We start from the raw sequence: 18431 nt of genomic DNA, 5'->3' as shown, positions 1-18431 counted from the left end.
CAGTCATGTGCGGAATCTCGGGATGGTTTGATATGGTGGGGCTCTTGCAGCCTGATCGCCTGCTGTCGAAAGCCATGAACGATGCCATTGCGCATCGCGGGCCCGACGGGGAGGGCTTTCATTTCGAACCCGGTCTCGCGCTTGGCCATCGCCGCCTGGCCATCATCGATCTTTCCACCGGTGAGCAGCCGATGTTCACCGAAGGCAGCCGCATCGCCATCGTCTTCAATGGTGAGATTTTCAATTACCGCCAGCTTCGCCGCCAATTGGAGCGGCAGGGCCATCCCTTCCGCACCAATTCCGACACCGAAGTGATCCTGCGCGCCTGGGTCGCCTGGGGCCATGATTGCGTCGATCATATCGAGGGACAATTTGCTTTCGCGCTGTGGGACAGGAGCGAGCAAACCCTGTTCCTGGCGCGCGACCGGTTGGGCGAGAAGCCGCTCTATTATGCTGTGCTGCCCGACAAGACCTTCGTCTTTGCTTCGGAGCTGAAGGCGCTGACGGTGCGTCCGGATTTCCCTCGCCGCATAGATCCGCGCGCGGTGGAGGATTTCTTTGCCTATGGTTATGTCACAGATCCGCGCACCATCTATGCCGGGGTGAAGAAGCTCGGCGCTGGCTGCGCCTTAAGCCTGCAACGCGGGCAGGAGCCTAAACTCAGGACCTATTGGCAGCCCAAGCCGATCTCGGATGCGCCTTGCGATGCGGCGACGGTGGCGGAGGAATTGCGCGCGCGGCTTGCGGCCTCGGTGAACGCGCAGCTTGTCGCCGACGTGCCGGTCGGCACCTTTTTGTCGGGCGGGGTGGATTCCAGCGCCATTACCGCCTTGATGGCGAAATCTCTGCCGCAAGGCCTTTCCGCTTTCACCATTGGTTTTAAAGAGGCTGCTTTCGATGAGCGCAGTCATGCCGAAGCGGTGGCCTCGCGCTATGGCGTCACCCAGCATGTCGAGGTGGTCTCGCCCGACGATATGGAAACGGTGGCGCGGCTGCCGGGCATTTATGATGAGCCTTTCGGGGATTCTTCGGCGATGCCGACCTATCGCTTATGCAAGCTGGCGCGCCGCCATGTCACCGTGGCGCTCTCAGGCGATGGCGGGGATGAATTGTTCGCAGGCTATCGCCGCTATCCCTTCCATGCCCGCGAAGAGGCGTTACGGGGTGTTTTTCCGGGCCTGATGCGCCGGTTGGTGTTTGGCACGCTGGGCGAGGTCTACCCGCAGCTTGATTGGGCGCCGCGGATGTTTCGTGCCCGCCAGACCTTTCGCGAATTGGCGGCGACCACCGCAGAGGGCTATTTCCATAATGTCTCGGTCACTAGTGATGAGTTGCGTTCGGCCTTGTTCGCGCCGGAGCTAAAGCGGGCACTCAAAGGCTATCGCGCCGCCGATGTGATCGCTCAGCACATGAAGAATGCGCCCTTCGATGATCCCGTCGCTATGGCGCAATATGTTGATCTCAAAACCTGGCTCCCCGGCGACATCCTCACCAAGGTCGATCGTGCTTCCATGGCGAACAGTCTGGAAGTGCGCGTGCCCATGCTGGATGCGAGCTTTGTCGAATGGGCACTCAGCCTGCCGCGCGATTTCAAGCTCAGGGGCGGCGAGGGCAAGTTCGTTCTAAAACGTGCGCTTGAACCCTTATTGCCGCATAAGGTGCTCTATCGCCCCAAACAGGGCTTCTCGGTGCCGCTGGCGCGCTGGTTCCGCGGCGAATTCGGCGAGGCTTTCAGCTTGCGCCTCAAGCGCGGTACGGCGCTGGATGAGTTTTTGGACTTGCCTTTTGCGGCACGCATGCTGGATGCGCACCGCAAAGGTTGGTCCGATAACAGCCGCACCTTATGGCTGATCTGGATGTTTGACGGCTTCTTGCAGCGCCACCTGACGCCGACGCCCGAACTGGTGTAGTCCGAAAGCCAAGCTCCACGCCAAAAGCACGGCATAGAGCATGCCGCCGCTTTCCGGCACGTTCACGCAATTCTCGCCGCAGCCGCCATTGTTATCCCCACCGCCGGGATGATCACCGCCGCCTGGCGTTGTGCCACCGCCATTGTCTCCGCCACCAGGCGTCGTGCCGCCACCACCACCCGGCGTGGTGCCGCCACCATTGCCTCCGTTATCGGGATGATCGCCGCCGCCAGGGTGATCGCCACCCGGTGTCGCGCCACCGCCATTGTCGCCGCCGCCAGGCGTTGTGCCGCCGCCATTGCCTCCGCCACCCGGATTAGAGCCGCCGCCGCCGCCTGGCGTGCCGCCGCCGTTACCGCCCGAATAGTACCCGCCGCCGATAAGACCTCCGCCGATCTCTATGAAGGCTGGCTGTGGTGCGACGCCGATCGAACCGGTTGGCGCCGCGGTGTTGCGCGGCCCCGTTTCTGTAAATTCGGCTGACACTTGCGGCTGGAGCGCGCGGGCAGGACGCGCAACGCTGCGCTGCAGGAAACCTGAAATCCCGCTCGAGAATCGTTTTCCCTGCCGCCACAATGCGGCGCTTGTCATGCTGGCCTGTGTCTCTGCCTTGGCTGCAATGCTGGTGAAATCGCCCGGATTCACCTGCAATCCCAGCACGCCGACCGTGCCCGTCGTGAAGATGAGGCTCGCCGCGAACCTTAAGACATGCCTTTTCATTTTCCCTCCCGCCCATACAGATGTTGCGGGAGCAAGCTTTGTGCCGCGGGAACTGACGCCGCGCCCATAAAGCGTTATGGACGAAGCCCTGCGATGGCGTAAAAGATATTTACGATCACGGGCAGTTTTGCCGAAGTTTCATAGGTGTCTTTTGAAGATCAAGCTCTACAAGAACGACCTCCCGGATGGGCTGGACCTCGGCCCCATTGTGGCCATCGATACCGAGACCTTGGGCCTCAACCCCTTCCGCGACCGCCTCTGCCTGGCGCAGCTTTCCTCTGGCGATGGGGTTTGCCATGCCGTGCAGTTCATGCCCGGCGGCTACAACGCGCCCAATCTGAAGAAGCTGCTCTCCGACCCCAACACCATCAAGCTCTTCCACTTCGCGCGCTTCGACGTCACCATGTTCCAGCGCCATCTCGAAGTAGTCACCGCGCCGATCTATTGCACCAAGATCGCTTCCAAGCTGGTGCGCACCTATACCGATAAGCACGGTTTGAAGGACTTGGTGCGCGAGCTCTTGGGTGTCGATCTCTCCAAGGAGCAGCAAAGCTCCGATTGGGGCGCGCCCGAGCTTTCCGAGCGCCAGCTTGCCTATGCGGGCAATGACGTCGCCTATCTCCACCGCCTGAAAGAGGTGCTCGACACCATGCTGGCGCGCGAGGGGCGGACCGAGCTCGCCGCCTCCTGCTTCAACTTCCTGCCCACCCGTACCGCGCTGGATCTGGCAGGCTGGGGCGAGGTGGATATCTTCGCGCATTGAGGGTGAGGCCCTCAGGGGCTGGAAATCTGGCCGTTGGTACAGATATTTACCCCAGTCAGAGAAGCCAGCTTGACCGCGGCGGGGTTTTGGCCACACTTGGCACGAATTTCGCTTAAGGCGGCTGCTTTTCGGTGGCCCGCTCGCGGCTTTCTGGCTCTGATGGGTGCCATCCTGTCAGGGCAGGGGCCAGTTTTCGACCTTCTTTCTTGGGTGTTTGATGCGTTCTGTGCCTACCAGCAGCCCGCCTGAACAGTCCGGGGACCTTTCGGTTGCCCGGCGAGTCATCGCGTCGGCGGGGGAGGCTGTCAGCCTGCTTGGTGATGCGCTTGGCCCGGCCTTCAGCCGCGCTGTGGATGTCCTTGTCGGTGTGAAAGGGCGGGTGATCGTCTCCGGTATCGGCAAATCCGGCCATATTGCCCGTAAAATCGCCGCTACCATGGCCTCCACGGGTACGCCCGCGCATTTCGTCCATCCTTCCGAGGCGAGCCATGGCGATCTTGGCGAGATCACGCTGCAGGACGTGCTGGTGATCCTGTCCTGGAGCGGGGAAACCTCCGAGCTTTCCGATTTCATCGTCTACGCTAAGCGTTTCGGGATTCCCTTGATTGGCATGGCCTGGAATCCCGAATCGACCTTGCTCAAGGCGTCCGATGTGGCGCTGGTGCTGCCGCATGTGCGCGAATCCTGCCCGCATGGCCTCGCACCGACCACCTCCACCACCATGATGCTGGTGATGGGCGATGCCCTCGCCATTGCCTTGATGGAACGGCGCGGGTTTTCGACCGAAGCCTATCGTAATCTGCATCCCGGTGGCTCTTTGGGGCGGGCGCTGACCAAGGTCGGCGATCTCATGCATAGCGCCGACGAGCTGCCGCTGGCGCGCCTTGATGCGCCGCTGCGCCAAGCCATCTCGGTGATGGAGAAGCGTAATTTCGGCTGTGTCGGGGTCGTAGATGCATCCGGCGCGCTGGTCGGGATCATCACCGATGGCGATTTGCGCCGCCGCTTTGACGAGAATCTGAAAGACGCCAAAGCCGGGGATGTGATGACCCGCTCGCCCAAGGTGGTGCGCGTTGATCAGCTCGCTGCCGAAGCGCTTGCCCTGATGAACGAGAAGAAAATCACCCAGCTGTTCGTACTCGAGGGCAAGCCCGTGGCCGCCAAGCCCGTCGGCTTGCTGCATATCCATGATTGTCTGCGCGCAGGTCTGCGATGACCCGCAGAGACGAGGTGAAGTCGGCTGTCGCACAGCCTTTGCCCGGACCTTCCGGCGAGGTTGAGGCGGAGAAGAAGCCCAAGACGGTCTTGCCGCCGGTGCTGCCGCGCATCGCGCCTGCGCGCGATTGGGCTCAGGGCCAGCGTCTGAAGGCGATGGACGCCTTGCGCTATTCGCGTTTTGTCAGCGTCATGAAAGGCATTTTGCCGATCGCGGCGGTGGTGCTGCTCGCCTCTGTGGTCGCCTATTCGGTGATGCCGCGCCAGAAGGATCGCACCATCGGCGTGCAGCAGCGCGGCAATCTCGCGCGCGACCTGACCATGACCAAATCGAGCTTCACCGGCGTCGATGATAAGGGCAATCCCTATAAGATCACCTTCGCCGAGCTGGTGCAGGATCCCACCGACAAGAACAAGAAGCGCGCCAGCTTGAAGCAGATCGATGCCGATATGCAGTTCGAGAACCAGAGCTGGGTCAACGCCACCGCCGCCCATGGCTGGATCGATGGCGAGGCGGGCATCCTGAAGCTTGATGGCGGGATTTCGATTTTCACTGACAATGGCTATCAGCTCCATACCACGGCCGCGACGGCCTATATCCATCAGAACGTGATCGAGAGCGATACGCCGGTGGAGGGGCATGGTCCTCTCGGGCGGTTCCGCGCCGATCGTTTCCACGCCGACCGGATAAAGAAAGAAGTCAAACTCAGCGGGCACGTCCATATGACGCTTATTCCGCAGAAGGCGAGCAAGAAATGAGGGGCTATCTTATCGCGGGTTTCGCTTTGGCTGCCCTGACAGGGGCGGGCGTTGCGCAGCAGGCCAGCTTCGGCAAGGGTATGCTCAATCCCAACGCGCCGATCGATATCTCGGCGGATAATTTCACCGCGGATGCCAACGCTAAGACCGGCCTTTATACCGGGAATGTCGTCGTGCATCAGGGCGAGGTGGCGCTTCGCGCGAACACCATGCGGGCGCAGTTCGTCAACGATAAGCCGAGCCGGATCAACGCCCAGGGCAAGGTGGTGATTGACGCGCCGTCCGGTATCGCGACCGGGGATAACGGGGTTTACGACGTCAACCCGCGTATCATTACCTTAACGGGCAACGTCGTGCTCACGAAGGACAAGAATGTCATGCGTGGCCGCCAGTTGGTGGTGAATTTGATTACGGGTCTCGCGACGCTTGACGGCGGCGAGGGCAAGGGCGGCAGAGTGCAGGCCTTGTTTTCGCCCTCCAGCGAGCCAAGTGACACACAAAAACCCTGAACTTCAATGTTCCTTAAGCATAGGTAGGCACAGTTCTCGCATGGAACCGACCGAGACCCTGGATCCCGAAGTGAACCGCCCCCGCGTGGTGGACGGCGGCAAGGGTTTGGTCGCGACCCGTCTCGCCAAAGCCTACAACAAGCGTCCCGTGGTGCGCTCCGTGAGTTTGTCGGTGAAGCGTGGCGAGGTCGTTGGTCTTCTCGGGCCGAACGGCGCAGGTAAGACGACCTGCTTCTACATGATCACCGGCCTCATTCCGGTCGATGCAGGCACGATCGAGGTGGACGGTTACGACGTCACCCGTCTGCCGATGTATCGCCGCGCCCGCATGGGCATTGGCTATCTGCCGCAGGAAGCTTCCATCTTCCGCGGTCTCACCGCTGAGCAGAATATCCGCGCCACCGCCGAGCTGGTGGAGCCCGATCCGGGTGCGCTGGAAGCGGCGGTGGAAGAACTGCTCGCCGAATTCGGCGTCACCCATGTGCGCAATACGCCCTCCATCGCTTTGTCGGGCGGCGAGCGCCGTCGCGTGGAAATCGCGCGCGCTTTGGCGACCCATCCCTCTTACATCCTGCTCGACGAGCCGCTCGCCGGCATCGATCCCATTGCCGTGGGCGAAATCCGCGCCCTGGTGAAGCATCTGAAGGATCGCGGCGTCGGCGTACTCATCACCGATCACAATGTGCGCGACGCGCTCGACATCATCGACCGCGCCTACATCCTGCATGATGGTGTTGTGCTGAGGGAAGGCACGCCCGACGATATCGTGGCCGACCGTGATGTTCGGCGTGTGTATTTGGGTGAAAAGTTCTCGCTATGATTGGCCGCTGGCATTCGTTGCGTAACGCCCGCGCGCGGGCAGGGGAGACACGCTGATGGCGATCTCCCAACGCCTCGAAATTCGCCAAGGCCAAAGCCTGGTCATGACCCCGCAATTGCAGCAGGCGATCAAGCTGCTGCAGTTGTCGAATGTGGAGCTGGCCGAATTCTGCGAGCAGGAGCTGGAGAAGAACCCGCTTCTCGAACGTGACGACAATCCCGCCCCCGTCGCTGGCGAGGCCGAGGCTCCGCCCCAAGCCGAGGCGGGCCCTGCGGAAGCTCTCGACCGCGAGCTCTCGCGCGAGGATTTCTCCAAATGCGCCGATATGGATGCCACTGGTGAGGACCGCTATTCCGACGGTGAGGAGCGTGGCGCCGTCAGTGCAGCGCCCAATGAACCTCTCACCGATTGGTCCACCGTCAAATCCGGCTCGCGCTATGAAGGCGACGAGGACCTTCTGGAAGCCACCGTCGCCGATGGCGGCACGCTCAAGGATCATCTGCTCGATCAGCTTGCGATTGCCGCGCTCGATCCTGAGAAGCGGCTCATCTGCGTCTCTTTGATCGATGCAGTGGACGAGGCGGGCTATATGCGGGGCGATCTGGCTGAAGTGGCCGAGCGCCTCGGGGCGGATATCACCACCGTCGAAGCGACCTTGAAGGTCCTGCAAGGCTTCGACCCTATCGGGGTGGCGGCGCGCGATCTCGCCGAATGCCTCGCCCTGCAGCTCAAGGAAAAAGACCGTTTCGATCCGGCCATGGAGGCGATGGTCGCCCATCTTGATCTTGTCGCGCGGCGCGATATGGCGGGGCTGGCCCAGATTTGCGGCGTCGATAGCGCTGACATCTCCGATATGCTGGCCGAAATCCGCGCCCTCTGCCCCAAACCGGGGATGATGTTCGCGACCGAGCCGGTGCAGCCCGTGGTGCCTGATGTGATGGTGCGAGAGGGGCCTGATGGCGGCTGGATGGTGGAACTGAACAGCGATACCTTGCCGCGTCTGCTCGTGAATGCGCGCTATTATGCGAATGTCTCGGTCAAGGCGCGCGACAAGGATGCCAAGACCTTTCTCACGGAATGCCTCAACAACGCCAATTGGCTGGTCAAAAGCCTCGATCAGCGCGCCCGCACCATTTTGAAGGTGGCGAGCGAGATCGTGCGCCAGCAGGATGGTTTCTTGACCTATGGCGTGCGGCACTTGCGGCCGCTCAATCTCAGGACCATCGCCGATGCCATCGGCATGCATGAATCGACGGTGAGCCGCGTCACATCGAACAAATACATCTCCACGCCGCGCGGGCTTTTCGAGCTGAAATACTTCTTCACCGCCGCAATTCAATCGATGGATGGCTCTGAATCGCACTCGGCCGAAGCTGTACGCGACCGTATCCGCGAGATGATCGAACGCGAGGAGCCGCGTGAAATTCTCTCTGATGACCGCATCGTCGCGCTTCTGACCGCCGATGGTGTGAATATCGCCCGCCGTACCGTGGCCAAGTATCGCGAATCGATGCGTATCCCGTCCTCGGTCGAACGCCGCCGCCTGAAATCCCCGGAAAACCGCGATTTAGCCCCGCACTGAAAGGGGGACGTTGACTTTGAAAATGGCCCGGACTAATGGGTCCGCGCCCTTCGAAAGAAGACCCGTCCAATACGGGCTTTTACGGATTAAAGCGGGTTAAGCCGCAAGACAGTTTGGCAACAAGCGTCCGGGTAGCGCGTTCGGTGTTGAGTGTTCTCTAGGTCAGAGAAGGTTACCGTAGGACCGTCATGCAAATCTCCGATCTGCTCAGTCCAGAGGGCGTGCTTCCTTCTTTGAAGTTCAAGGACAAGAAGCATCTTTTGCAACATCTCGCTGATAAGGCGTCTTTCCTCACGCGCGTGCCGTCGATCCGCATCCTCGAGACCTTGGTCGAGCGCGAGCGTCTTGGCACCACCGGTGTGGGGCAGGGCATCGCCATCCCGCATGGCCGTCTCGACGATATCTCCAAGATCACGGGCCTCTTTGCCAAGCTCGATAACGCGCTCGAATACGAGGCGGTGGATAATCAGCCGGTCGATCTCGTTTTCATGCTGCTCGCGCCCGAAGGCGCAGGTGCGGATCATCTGAAGGCACTGGCGCGCGTCTCGCGGCTTCTGCGCAATCAGGCGGTCTGTGAGAAGCTGCGCAAGGCGACCACGGCAGAGGCGCTCTACGCCATTCTGACCGAGCCGCAGAATAACGGCAGCGCCTCCGCCGCTGCTTAGCGGTTCCTGATTCCTCCGTACAACAAAGCTTGAACGGTCGGCGCCTTGTAGGGGCGTGGGGCGGGGTGTATCCCTTGCTGCGTGTATCCGCTTGGGCAGGATCGTGAGCGCCAACAATCGTTTTCTTCTTATCATTATCGGTGCGGCCATCGCCCTTCTGGTGGGGTTCCGCGTTCTGGCTGGCTTCCTGGTGGATTGGAGCTGGTTCTCCTCTCTTGGCCTTGCGGAGGTGTTCTGGACGCGGGTTTTGGCCCGGATCGCGCTCTTTACGGCGGTATTTGCGGTCAGCGCCGCGCTTCTCATCGTCAATGGTATTCTCGCCCAGCGCCGCGCGGGCCCGCGCCGTATGCTGCGCCCCGTCGCTTCACCCTGGAACAGCATTGAAGGGCTGAATCCGCCCGCCGCGCTGGAACAGCTTTATCGCAATTTTCCTTGGGGACCGGCGGTCATTGTGGCCGGGGCGGGGCTCGGCTTTCTGATAGCGTTATCGTCCTTTGGCGTCTGGGATCTGGTGCTGCGCTATCTCCATCAGGTTCCTTATGGCGAGAAGGATCCCCTGTTCGGTTTGGATATCGGTTTCTTCCTGTTCAGCCTGCCGGTCTATGAGGCGCTGAAGGATTGGCTGCTGTTCATTCTGGTCGTATCGGGCATTTTTGCCGCCGCGCTCTATTGGGTGCATGGCGCTATCATCGTGGATCAGCAGCGCCGCTATGTGGCGCCCGCCGCCGCGGCGCATATCTCGGTGATCGCTGGGCTCTATCTCGTCGCGAAGGCGGCCGATTTCTGGCTGCAGCGCTTTGGTCTTGTCTATGGCGATAACGGTGTCGTGGTGGGGGCGAGCTACACCGATGTCCATCTGCAGATGCCGCTCTTCTGGATCATGGCTTGCCTGTCGCTGGTTGCCGCGCTGGTGTGTTTTGCCAATGTCCGCGGCCAGAGCCTGAAGCTGCCGCTCTTCGCCTGTTTCGGCCTTGTGGTTTTCTCCATCGTCATCGCGCCGCTGGCCGCCGGGGTGTTCGAGCGTTTCGTGGTCAAACCGAGCCAGTTGCAGCTTGAAGCGCCCTATATTGCGCGCAACATCGCCATGACGCGCGAGGCCTATGACCTCAACCGCATCGAGGTGAAGCCTTTCGAGGGCGATGACGCGCTGAGCTATGCCTCGCTCAAGAACAACAGCGCCACCATCGATAATATCCGGCTGTGGGACTACAAGCCCTTGCTGTCGAGCTACGGCCAGCTCCAGGAAATCCGCACCTATTACAAATTCCACGACGCCGACGTAGACCGCTATTGGCTGGATGGGCGCTATCAGCAGGTGATGACCTCGGCGCGCGAGCTGAAATCGGATTTGTTGCCGTCGAACGTGCAGACCTGGCTCAATCTCCATGTGATCTTCACGCACGGCAACGGTGTGGCGATGTCGCCCGTCACCAAGGCGACCGAAGGGGGGCTGCCCGCGCTTTATGTGCAGGATATTCCGCCGATCTCCAATGGCGGTCCCAAAATCACCGAGCCGCGCATCTATTTCGGCGAAGAGCTGGAAAGCTATGTCATCGTCAAAAGCTCGACCCCGGAATTCGATTACCCCAAGGGCGATCAGAACGTTTACGCGGCCTATACCGGCAAGGATGGTGTGAAGATTGGCGGGCTTGCCAACCGCGCGCTCTATTCCTGGTATTTCGGCGATATCAACATCCTCTTGTCGTCTTATGTGACGCCGGAAAGCCGCATCGTCTTCCATCGCAACATCGCCTCCCGCGTCAAGAAGATCGCGCCTTTCCTCCGTCTGGACAAAGACCCCTATATCGTCGTCTCGGATGGCAAGCTCTTCTGGATTCAGGACGCCTATACCGTCTCCAGCGCCTTCCCCTATTCCAAGCGCATGGAGGATGGCACCGCCAATTACATCCGCAATTCGGTGAAGGTGGTGGTGGATGCCTATAACGGCACGGTGGATTTCTACATCGCCGATGCCGGCGATCCTCTTATCAAAACCTATGCGCGCATCTATCCGGGTCTGTTCCGGCCGATCGCGGCGATGCCCGCCGATCTTCGCCAGCATGTGCGCTACCCGGAGGACTTCTTCACCGTCCAGGCCGACATGTACCGCGCCTATCACATGCAGACGCCGGAGGTGTTCTATAACCGCGAGGATTTGTGGCAATTCCCCAAGCGCCCTGCGAGCGACGAGGGGGATGCCGAAGGCCGTATGGCGCCGTATTACCTCAACATGCGCCTGCCGGGGGAGAAAGAGACCGAGTTCGTGCTGATGCTGCCGATGGCGCCGAACCAGCGCGATAACATGATCGCGTGGCTTGCCGCGCGCTGCGATGGGCCAAGCTACGGTAAGCTGGTGGTGTACACCTTCCCGAAAGACAAGCTCGTCTACGGCCCCTTTCAGATCAATGCGCTGATCAGCCAGAACACCGAGGTGAGCCAGCAGATTTCGCTGTGGAACCAGATGGGTTCGCGCGTCATCCACGGCAATCTTCTGGTCGTGCCGATCGATGATTCCTTGCTTTATGTGATGCCGCTCTACTTGCGCGCCGCCTCCGGCCAGTTGCCCGAGTTGAAGCGTGTCATCGCGGTCTATAATGGCAAGGTGGTGATGGATGAGAGCTTGGCCAAGGTTCTTGCTACGCTCTTCCCCGCGCCGAATGGGGCTGCCGCGGACGCCGCAGCCGCAGCAGCAGGCGCGCAAAACCCGCTGCCCGCGTTGAAAGACGCCGCGCAAGGCAAGGGCCCGGCCTCCGACGCCGCGCGCGCCGCGCTCGACCACTACAACAAGGCGCTCGCCAAGCTGAAGGCTGGCGATTGGGCCGGCTTCGGCGCCGAACTCAACGCTATGAAGCCGCTGCTCGAGGAGATGAACGCGGGGAAGAAGTAGGGCTCAGCGCGGCCGCAAGACCACGCGCTGCACGAAGGCGGGTTTGTCGGCGCCCGCCTTGCGGCCCTGATAGGCGCGGGTGATGCATCCGTCTTCGCCGCGCGCGCCGTCTTCGCTTTCGATGAGAATGCGATCGCCGAGGCTGGTCTCGGCCAGGAAGTTCACGTCGTATTCTGTGATATCGAAACCGGCGAGATCACCGCTCGACATCGTATCGGTCAGCCAGGCGGCATAGCGCGTGTTGTTGACATGGCCGTTGACGTCGAGATCGCTGTGGCGGACATCGAACTCGGCTGCCAGCACAAGATCGCTGCGCGGCGTCAGGCGTTCGGCAGCGATGGCAAGGTTGCCTTCCTCGCGGCACATCAGATTGAACGAAACCCGGTCAAGCTTTTGCGGCTTGCGCGTTTCGTAGTCCAGCACCAGCCAGCTTGTGGTGGATTCCCCAATCTTCTTGTCGCCGGAAAAGATCTCGAATTCGCGCAGCGCCATCACACTGCCGCCAGCCCGCCCCCAGGTATGCAGGGTGATGCGGTCTTCCCACATCGGCCATGCCTGCATCACCAGCTTCTGACGCGCCAGCACCCAGATCGTGCCCTTGGCGATGAGGTCTTCAAACCCCCAGCCGCGATGTTTGGCGTGAATCCAGGCTGTGTCCTGCAGCATGTTGAGAAGGCCGACCAAGGACAGCCGCTTGTGATGGTCGAGCACCATGGTGTTGACGTCGTAGTGCTGAACCCAGATCGCGCTATCCATTGCCGCTCTCATCCCGCAAGCCGTCACCCTACTTGGACCCATCACTTGGGGCAGGCAAGGGCGCCGATCAGCGCAAAGAAAAACCGGGGCGCTTTCGCGTCCCGGTTCTCATTCTTAAGCGGCGCAAAACGCAGCGCAGTGTTCAGTGCAGCGAGACCGGTGTGAACTGGTTCTGCACCGCCGCGCCATAGGCCGTATCGTAATTGTCGGTGACGCCGAGGACGCTGCCATCGGCGGCATGCAAGACGAAAATCTTACTGTCCGGCGGAAGTTCGATGCCGGGGGGAATGAGGCCGAGCCGATGCGCTTCCGCGCTGCCGGTCGGTTTGATGTACGCAACCCGCTCCACATCATCTTCAACAGTGTCGAGCGGTTCGAATTCAACCTCTGTCATGGCTCGGACCTCCTCAGTGCCGGGCGCCCCGCCTGGATCTCTATGGTACGAACGATTGTGTTGCTCTTGGGGCGTTCGAGGTCGATGCTCAAAAGTCCGTGTTCCAGACTGGCAGCGGTCACTTCGATCCCCTCGGCGAGCACGAAGGCCCGCTGAAATTGACGTGCCGCAATCCCGCGATGCAGGAAATTGCGGTCTTCCCCTTCTGATTGCTTGCCGCGGATGAGGAGCTGGCGGTCTTCCACCGTCACTTGCAGATCCTCGCGCGAGAACCCGGCTACCGCCAGGGTAATGCGCAGCTTGTCCTCGCCTGCTTGTTCAATGTTGTAAGGGGGATAGCCATCGCCACTTTTGGCGGTGCGTTCGAGCAATTGTTCGAGGCGCTCGAAGCCCAAAAGGAACGGGCTGTTAAAAATCACGGTCCGGTTCATATCAAAGCCCTCCTTAAGCGGCTTTGGGGTCCGGCTTTCGCCGGCAGGAGCGGCCCGGAAATCGGCACCGCTTGATACAGAATGTGGGAGGAAATCCCTCCGGTTCAAGATATGGATGCGCCGTTGCTTACCGCTTGGTGCAGTTTATCCCATGACAAGGCCTGTCCTGCTTCTTGATGACGTTACGGAATGCTCGCTGCGCAGCTTTATTGCGCCCAAAGCCGTACTCCGGGCGGATCGGTCGGAAGAGGTCGCGCCGCTGCTTTTGGCACTCGAAGCGGCGCGCGCGGCGGGAAATTATGTTGCGGGATATTTTTCCTATGAGCTGGGCTATGTGCTCGAGCCCAAGCTTTTGGCGCGCTTGCCCGACGGTCGCCGTGGCCCGCTCGCCTGGTTCGGGGTCTTTGATGCCCCGGAGGTCCTCTCTGGCGAGGCTGCCAGCGGGGCGCTGATCGCCTGGCAGCAGGGCCGGGCCTATGCGGGGCCACTGACGCCCGAATGGGATGAAACCGCCTACCGGGCCCGCTTTGACCGTGTGAAGGCCTATATCGCGGCGGGGGACATCTATCAGGCCAATCTCAGCTTCCGGTCCCGCTTTGCCTTCCAGGGTGATCCTTTGGCGCTCTATGCCGGGCTTCGGCAGGCCGCAGGCGCCCGCTACGGCGCCTATGTCGAGGATGGAGAGCGTCACATCCTCAGCCTCTCGCCGGAGCTGTTCTTCGATCTTTCCGCCGATGGCGTTCTCACTGCCAAGCCGATGAAGGGCACCGCCGGGCGAGGTGCCGATCCGGCGGCAGATGCGCGCGCCCAAGAGGCCCTGGCCCAAAGCCCCAAGGACCGCGCCGAAAATCTGATGATCGTCGATCTTTTGCGCAACGATCTTGGCCGCATCGCCGAGACTGGCAGTGTTTCGGTGCCGAGCCTTTTTGCGGTGGAGACCTATCCCACCTTGCATCAGATGGTCTCCACCATCACCGCCAAGCTGAAACCGGAACAGGGCGCCGCCGAGGTCGTGAAGGCGCTGTTTCCTTGCGGCTCGATCACGGGCGCGCCGAAAATCCGCGCCCAGGAAGTTTTGGCCGAATTGGAGGAAAGCTCGCGCGGCGTCTATTGCGGTGCCATCGGCTATTTCGCCCCGGATGGTTCGGCCCGCTTCAATGTTGCCATCCGTACAATGACGATTTCAGGCGGGCGCGGCGAACTCGGTATCGGTGGCGGGGTAGTGCAGGATTCGCGGGGCGAGGACGAATATGCCGAAGCGCTGCTCAAGGCGCGCTATTTCACGCAAGGCCGAAAGCCGCTTGAATTGATCGAGACATTGCGCTGGTCGAAAGCGGAGGGCTTTGTGCGGCTGGAGCGCCATTTTGCCCGCATGGCCCGTTCGGCGGCGGCGCTGGGGCTTTCTTTTGATCCTTCGCGCGCCCAAGACGTGCTCGATGAGGCGACCTATGCGCTCGCGCTGCCGGAGCAGGATGCGGTGGCCCATCGCTTGCGCCTGACACTCGACGAAGCCGGCGAGATCGGCTGCACCACGGGACGCCTCGGCCCCGCCAAAGAGCATTGGCGCTGCACCATCTCTCCGACGCGTCTGCAAAGCACCGACTTGCTTGCCCGCCACAAAACCAATTGGCGTGCCCATTACGAAAGCGCATTTTCCGCCCAATGTCCGCCCTTTGATGAGGTGATCTTCCTCAATGAGAAAGGCGAGGTGGTGGAGGCGAGCCGCACCAACATCTTCGTCGAGCGCGACGGTGTGCTGCTCACCCCGCCGCTATCCTCCGGCTGCCTGCCGGGCATCTTGCGCGAAGAACTGCTCGACACCGACCGCGCGCGTGAGGCGTTGCTCACCCCCGAAGACCTCGAAGGCGGGTTCTATCTCGGCAATTCGTTGCGGGGGCTGATAAGGGCGAGTTTGTAATTACCCTGCCGCCTTGGCTGCCAGCGCGCAGATCACCGCTACGGATTTGGGCAGCACCCAGCCGCCGGCTTCTACCACCTCCGCGGCCTTGGCGTCCTCCACTGCGACCTCCGCCAGTGCACGTCCTCGCATATGCGACCGCAACGCCGCCGCCGCATCTTCTGGCTCAAAGGGCTCGATATGTGCCAGCACCGTTTCGCCGATTTGCGCGGCGGCATCGCGGTCCTTCGTCAGCGCCAGAAGATCGTCATAGGGCGTCGGGGCATAGCGCTTGCGCAGCAGCGCGCGCCCGCTGAGTACCGCGCCGGTCAGCCCGCCCATCCCGGCGATCGCCAGCACCACGTTTCGCCGCGAAAGGCTCATGCCAGGGCGCCTTTCAGGTGATCGGCCAGCCGTAGCACCAGCGCCAGCAAATTGATGGTGGGGTTCGCCGCGCCATAGGTCGGGAAAACAGAACTTCCCGCGACATAGAGATTGGCGACGTCATGCACTTTCAGATTGGCATCCACCACGCCGGTCTTGGGATTGGCGCTCATCCGCGTCGTGCCCATATGGTGGTTGCCCCAATCGAGATTGGCGAGCCACTCCGAACGGCTCGAAAGGTTCAGGCGGATCATGCCGGTACGCGCCGCCAGAAGCTGTCGCCCGAGTTCGGCAAGCGTCGCGCGATACTGTTCGAAATCTTCGTCGGCAATTTTCATCGTCAGCTTGATCTTGGGCAGGCCGAGCGCATCGCGCGCCGCTTCAAGTGTCAGGCGGCGATCGGGATCCGGCGTCACCTCCATGCCGCAGCCGAGCGAATAGGCCACCGCGTCGGAGGCATCCACGCCGAGCGCCCGCGCCGTTTCGGCGACCGCCGCTTTGCCCAGCGCATCGAGCTCGGCCTTGCTCTCCACCGTGGCGGAGGAGGCCATCACCTTGTGCTTTCGCCGATAGGCTTCGCTCGGAAAGAAGCCACCGCGGACGATGGCGCCCTTGATGGTCTGGATGGCGCCGTAATAGGGCGAGAGCTTGCCGTCGAACACCACCAGAGTTGCCGTGTCGCGCGGGGTAGGGTGATCGGCAAAGAACCGCCCCACCATATCGGTGCTGTTGCCCACGCCCGACGGACGGACATCGTTGGAGGCGAGCAAGAGCCGCGCCGATTCGATAGCGCCGGTGGCGAGCACAGCCGCACGCGGCTTCACCTTGAAATGCTTGCCCGTCAGCGTCGCGACATCGATCTCGGCAATCTTCGCGCCGCTCTTGTCCAACCCCAGCCGCGTGACATTGGCGTTCAGATACACCGAAAGCTTCGCCACCTTTTTCAGATCTGGGGCATAGCGCTCTCCGAAATGGGTGGGGAAGACGCTGTCGCGCATTTTGGAGAATTGGAAAAACCGCGTCCGCACCCCGCCTTCGGCAAGTTTCAGGATCGGGTCCTGGGTGAAATCCGCTGCGCGATCGTAGAGCAGCGTGCCCGCCTCGCAGAGCGAATGGGCCTTGACGAAATAACGGTCGACATCGGCCTTGGTGATGGGCCAGCCGGAGTGAGCCAGCCAATCGCGCTTTTCGAAATCGATGGCATCGAGCGGGCGGCACCAGCCACCCCAATGATTCGAGCTGCCGCCGAGAAAGCGCAAGCGCGAGGCTTCCAGCGTGAGATAGGGTGCGCCGGAGGTGTCGCCCTGATAGAGCGCCTGCGTCTTGGCGTCGAATTCCATGCCGCCGCTTTCCAAAAGCACGACATGAAGATTGGTCTTTGCCAAGGCGAGCGCGAGGCAAATCCCCGACGGTCCGCCGCCGATGATGCAAAGATCGGTTTCTAGAACGGTGCCCGATGGAACGGTGCGGGCATCAATGAAGGACCCCAAAATATGCGCCTTTCAAATCCGCGTCGGAATGTAGCGGGCGAGGCGGCGCAAGTCTTCTCCAAGATGTAATTTGTATCACGTCGCAAACACAAATCGCCGTGGGATCAGGGCTCTTCACGCGAAATGACCCGCAGGGTAAAGCTCTCGGCGAGGCGATCGAGCGCGGCTTTCGAATCAGCCAGCACCTCGCGCGCCTTGAGCGGAGTAAGACGTATCCCTTGCGTGGTGAGCCAGGCAGTGCGCGCTGCGTCGCTGTCTCCGGCGAGGCGGATATCGACGGCCAGCTTGGCGGCGGGACAATAGAAGTTCACGACATAAGGCCCGATCCGCTCATGCTCGCGGAAGATGAAGCCGTTGATACCGTTCTCGCGTAGCAAGGCCCAGAGCGCGCGATGGGCCCGCGCGTCGGTATCGTCTTCGGCAACGTCTTCCTCAAGCTCGCTGTCGCGGTTGGTGGAGGTGCCGTTGGGCTTCTTGCGCCAGCCCGACCGCGCCAGACTCTTCTTGCCCGGCCCCAAGGGCTTTCGGCGCTGCAAAGGTTTGTTGCGTGTGAACAAGGAGGCGTCGCCCCGAAGATTCCAAGAGAACCATAGCGGAAAATGGGGAAGAACCCAGAGGAGCTTCGCCTAGAGGTGCATCTTGGCGAATGCTCTGCCAGATCCCGATTTCAAATACTGCTCGAAAGCAGCGGCGCGGCCTGGATCGCTGAAGCCAATATAGGTCTTGATGTGCCAAGGACGATATTTCGAGGTGTGCGGCACTTCACCTGCGTTGTGCTTCGCTAGGCGAGCACGCAGATCGCCGGTAAGTCCGACATAGAAATGCTCTTCTGCGCTCTGGCTAGCGAGGATGTAAACGTATTTCATCGCCCCAACACCCAAAACTCTCGCCATGCGAGTGTATTCCGTAACGGAGGGCGAATCGAGATGGAACTATTGTTCGAGGGGAGGAGACTGGCTTGCCGAGCCGAAGCTGCGCGGTCCGAGGAGGCCCGCCTGCGTGCTATCGCACTTCGGCGCGGCATCCTCCGCTGCTGCGCAGCGTAGCCGTGAAAGAGAAAATCGATAAGAAAGACTGGCTTGCCGAGCCGAAGCTGCGCGGTCCGAGGAGGCCCGCCTGCGTGCTATCGCACTTCGGCGCGGCATCCTCCGCCGCTGCGCAGCGTAGCCGTGAAAGAGAAAATCGATAAGAAAGACTGGCTTGCCGAGCCGAAGCTGCGCGGTCCGAGGAGGCCCGCCTGCGTGCTATC

Annotated in this window: 18 protein-coding genes; 10 read left to right on the top strand and 8 right to left on the bottom strand. The window is 61.3% G+C overall.

Going from position 1 to position 18431, the window contains the following annotated elements; genetic code table 11:
- Positions 1–5 precede the first annotated feature (5 nt).
- On the top strand, positions 6–1910 hold the full coding sequence (locus tag FHS83_RS00090; protein WP_167079657.1) for an XrtA/PEP-CTERM system amidotransferase: 1905 nt from the start codon (positions 6–8) through the stop codon (positions 1908–1910).
- Here the strand turns inward: FHS83_RS00090 and FHS83_RS19220 are convergent.
- A complete protein-coding gene (locus FHS83_RS19220) occupies positions 1842–2630 on the bottom strand; it encodes a hypothetical protein (protein WP_208414143.1) in 789 nt (262 codons plus the stop codon). The two genes, FHS83_RS00090 and FHS83_RS19220, sit on opposite strands and share 69 nt — an antisense overlap.
- A 151-nt stretch (positions 2631–2781) precedes the next feature.
- Here FHS83_RS19220 and FHS83_RS00080 point away from each other — a divergent pair, with 151 nt between their 5' ends.
- The 8 genes from FHS83_RS00080 (at position 2782) to FHS83_RS00045 (ending at position 11830) form a co-directional block, all read left to right on the top strand.
- The gene (locus tag FHS83_RS00080) at positions 2782–3393 is read left to right on the top strand and encodes a ribonuclease D (protein ID WP_167079655.1); all 612 of its coding nucleotides are present in this window, start codon (positions 2782–2784) and stop codon (positions 3391–3393) included.
- Between the two features lie 217 nt (positions 3394–3610).
- Entirely contained in the window at positions 3611–4609 is a 999-nt protein-coding gene (locus FHS83_RS00075) for a KpsF/GutQ family sugar-phosphate isomerase (RefSeq protein ID WP_167079653.1), read from the top strand.
- On the top strand, positions 4606–5367 hold the full coding sequence (lptC, locus tag FHS83_RS00070) for an LPS export ABC transporter periplasmic protein LptC (protein WP_167079651.1): 762 nt from the start codon (positions 4606–4608) through the stop codon (positions 5365–5367). Before FHS83_RS00075 ends, lptC begins: the two co-directional genes overlap by 4 nt.
- Positions 5364–5876 (top strand): lipopolysaccharide transport periplasmic protein LptA, encoded by a 513-nt coding sequence (lptA, locus tag FHS83_RS00065; protein WP_167079649.1) that lies wholly within the window; start codon positions 5364–5366, stop codon positions 5874–5876. Before lptC ends, lptA begins: the two co-directional genes overlap by 4 nt.
- A 40-nt stretch (positions 5877–5916) precedes the next feature.
- Complete coding sequence (gene lptB, locus FHS83_RS00060; protein ID WP_167079647.1) at positions 5917–6696, top strand: LPS export ABC transporter ATP-binding protein; 780 nt, start codon at positions 5917–5919, stop codon at positions 6694–6696.
- 55 nt (positions 6697–6751) lie between these two features.
- Entirely contained in the window at positions 6752–8278 is a 1527-nt protein-coding gene (rpoN, locus tag FHS83_RS00055; protein ID WP_167079645.1) for an RNA polymerase factor sigma-54, read from the top strand.
- Between the two features lie 188 nt (positions 8279–8466).
- The gene (ptsN, locus tag FHS83_RS00050) at positions 8467–8943 is read left to right on the top strand and encodes a PTS IIA-like nitrogen regulatory protein PtsN (RefSeq protein WP_167079643.1); all 477 of its coding nucleotides are present in this window, start codon (positions 8467–8469) and stop codon (positions 8941–8943) included.
- Between the two features lie 103 nt (positions 8944–9046).
- Positions 9047–11830, top strand: coding sequence for a UPF0182 family protein (locus tag FHS83_RS00045; RefSeq protein ID WP_167079641.1), 2784 nt, complete (start codon positions 9047–9049; stop codon positions 11828–11830).
- 3 nt (positions 11831–11833) lie between these two features.
- On the opposite strand, the gene FHS83_RS00040 is transcribed toward FHS83_RS00045, so the two are convergent.
- From FHS83_RS00040 to FHS83_RS00030, 3 genes are all read right to left on the bottom strand, one after another.
- A complete protein-coding gene (locus FHS83_RS00040; RefSeq protein ID WP_167079639.1) occupies positions 11834–12586 on the bottom strand; it encodes an acyl-[acyl-carrier-protein] thioesterase in 753 nt (250 codons plus the stop codon).
- 142 nt (positions 12587–12728) lie between these two features.
- The gene (locus tag FHS83_RS00035; RefSeq protein WP_167079637.1) at positions 12729–12980 is read right to left on the bottom strand and encodes a DUF1150 family protein; all 252 of its coding nucleotides are present in this window, start codon (positions 12978–12980) and stop codon (positions 12729–12731) included.
- Entirely contained in the window at positions 12977–13411 is a 435-nt protein-coding gene (locus FHS83_RS00030; protein ID WP_167079635.1) for an Hsp20 family protein, read from the bottom strand. Before FHS83_RS00030 ends, FHS83_RS00035 begins: the two co-directional genes overlap by 4 nt.
- A 151-nt stretch (positions 13412–13562) precedes the next feature.
- Here FHS83_RS00030 and FHS83_RS00025 point away from each other — a divergent pair, with 151 nt between their 5' ends.
- Complete coding sequence (locus FHS83_RS00025; RefSeq protein WP_167079633.1) at positions 13563–15329, top strand: aminodeoxychorismate synthase component I; 1767 nt, start codon at positions 13563–13565, stop codon at positions 15327–15329.
- Here the strand turns inward: FHS83_RS00025 and FHS83_RS00020 are convergent, their stop codons facing one another.
- The 4 genes from FHS83_RS00020 to FHS83_RS00005 form a co-directional block, all read right to left on the bottom strand.
- Positions 15330–15692: a hypothetical protein gene (locus tag FHS83_RS00020; protein WP_167079631.1), complete on the bottom strand. Its 363-nt coding sequence runs from the start codon at positions 15690–15692 to the stop codon at positions 15330–15332. It lies immediately after the preceding gene.
- Entirely contained in the window at positions 15689–17182 is a 1494-nt protein-coding gene (locus FHS83_RS00015; protein WP_167079629.1) for a GMC oxidoreductase, read from the bottom strand. The genes FHS83_RS00020 and FHS83_RS00015 overlap by 4 nt, the downstream gene beginning before the upstream one ends.
- Positions 17183–17286: 104 nt before the next feature.
- The gene (locus FHS83_RS00010; RefSeq protein ID WP_167079627.1) at positions 17287–17739 is read right to left on the bottom strand and encodes an endonuclease domain-containing protein; all 453 of its coding nucleotides are present in this window, start codon (positions 17737–17739) and stop codon (positions 17287–17289) included.
- Between the two features lie 69 nt (positions 17740–17808).
- Complete coding sequence (locus FHS83_RS00005) at positions 17809–18048, bottom strand: GIY-YIG nuclease family protein (protein WP_167085145.1); 240 nt, start codon at positions 18046–18048, stop codon at positions 17809–17811.
- Between the last annotated feature and the right edge of the window lie 383 nt (positions 18049–18431).

Origin of the sequence: Rhizomicrobium palustre (assembly GCF_011761565.1) — a bacterium.
GTDB classification, from domain to species: Bacteria; Pseudomonadota; Alphaproteobacteria; order Micropepsales; family Micropepsaceae; genus Rhizomicrobium; species Rhizomicrobium palustre.
Note: the sequence above shows the minus strand (reverse complement) of the source record. Positions and strands in the feature narration are given on the sequence as shown.

Bases quoted from the DNA above. Each gene is read 5' to 3' on its own strand.
- FHS83_RS19220 (WP_208414143.1), bottom strand. From the start codon at position 2,630: ATGAAAAGGCATGTCTTAAGGTTCGCGGCGAGCCTCATCTTCACGACG.
- FHS83_RS00075 (WP_167079653.1), top strand. From the start codon at position 3,611: ATGCGTTCTGTGCCTACCAGCAGCCCGCCTGAACAGTCCGGGGACCTT.
- FHS83_RS00030 (WP_167079635.1), bottom strand. From the start codon at position 13,411: ATGAACCGGACCGTGATTTTTAACAGCCCGTTCCTTTTGGGCTTCGAG.
- FHS83_RS00035 (WP_167079637.1), bottom strand. From the start codon at position 12,980: ATGACAGAGGTTGAATTCGAACCGCTCGACACTGTTGAAGATGATGTG.
- rpoN (WP_167079645.1), top strand. From the start codon at position 6,752: ATGGCGATCTCCCAACGCCTCGAAATTCGCCAAGGCCAAAGCCTGGTC.
- FHS83_RS00020 (WP_167079631.1), bottom strand. From the start codon at position 15,692: ATGAGCCTTTCGCGGCGAAACGTGGTGCTGGCGATCGCCGGGATGGGC.
- FHS83_RS00090 (WP_167079657.1), top strand. From the start codon at position 6: ATGTGCGGAATCTCGGGATGGTTTGATATGGTGGGGCTCTTGCAGCCT.
- FHS83_RS00040 (WP_167079639.1), bottom strand. From the start codon at position 12,586: ATGGATAGCGCGATCTGGGTTCAGCACTACGACGTCAACACCATGGTG.
- ptsN (WP_167079643.1), top strand. From the start codon at position 8,467: ATGCAAATCTCCGATCTGCTCAGTCCAGAGGGCGTGCTTCCTTCTTTG.
- lptB (WP_167079647.1), top strand. From the start codon at position 5,917: ATGGAACCGACCGAGACCCTGGATCCCGAAGTGAACCGCCCCCGCGTG.
- FHS83_RS00025 (WP_167079633.1), top strand. From the start codon at position 13,563: ATGACAAGGCCTGTCCTGCTTCTTGATGACGTTACGGAATGCTCGCTG.
- lptA (WP_167079649.1), top strand. From the start codon at position 5,364: ATGAGGGGCTATCTTATCGCGGGTTTCGCTTTGGCTGCCCTGACAGGG.
- lptC (WP_167079651.1), top strand. From the start codon at position 4,606: ATGACCCGCAGAGACGAGGTGAAGTCGGCTGTCGCACAGCCTTTGCCC.
- FHS83_RS00005 (WP_167085145.1), bottom strand. From the start codon at position 18,048: ATGAAATACGTTTACATCCTCGCTAGCCAGAGCGCAGAAGAGCATTTC.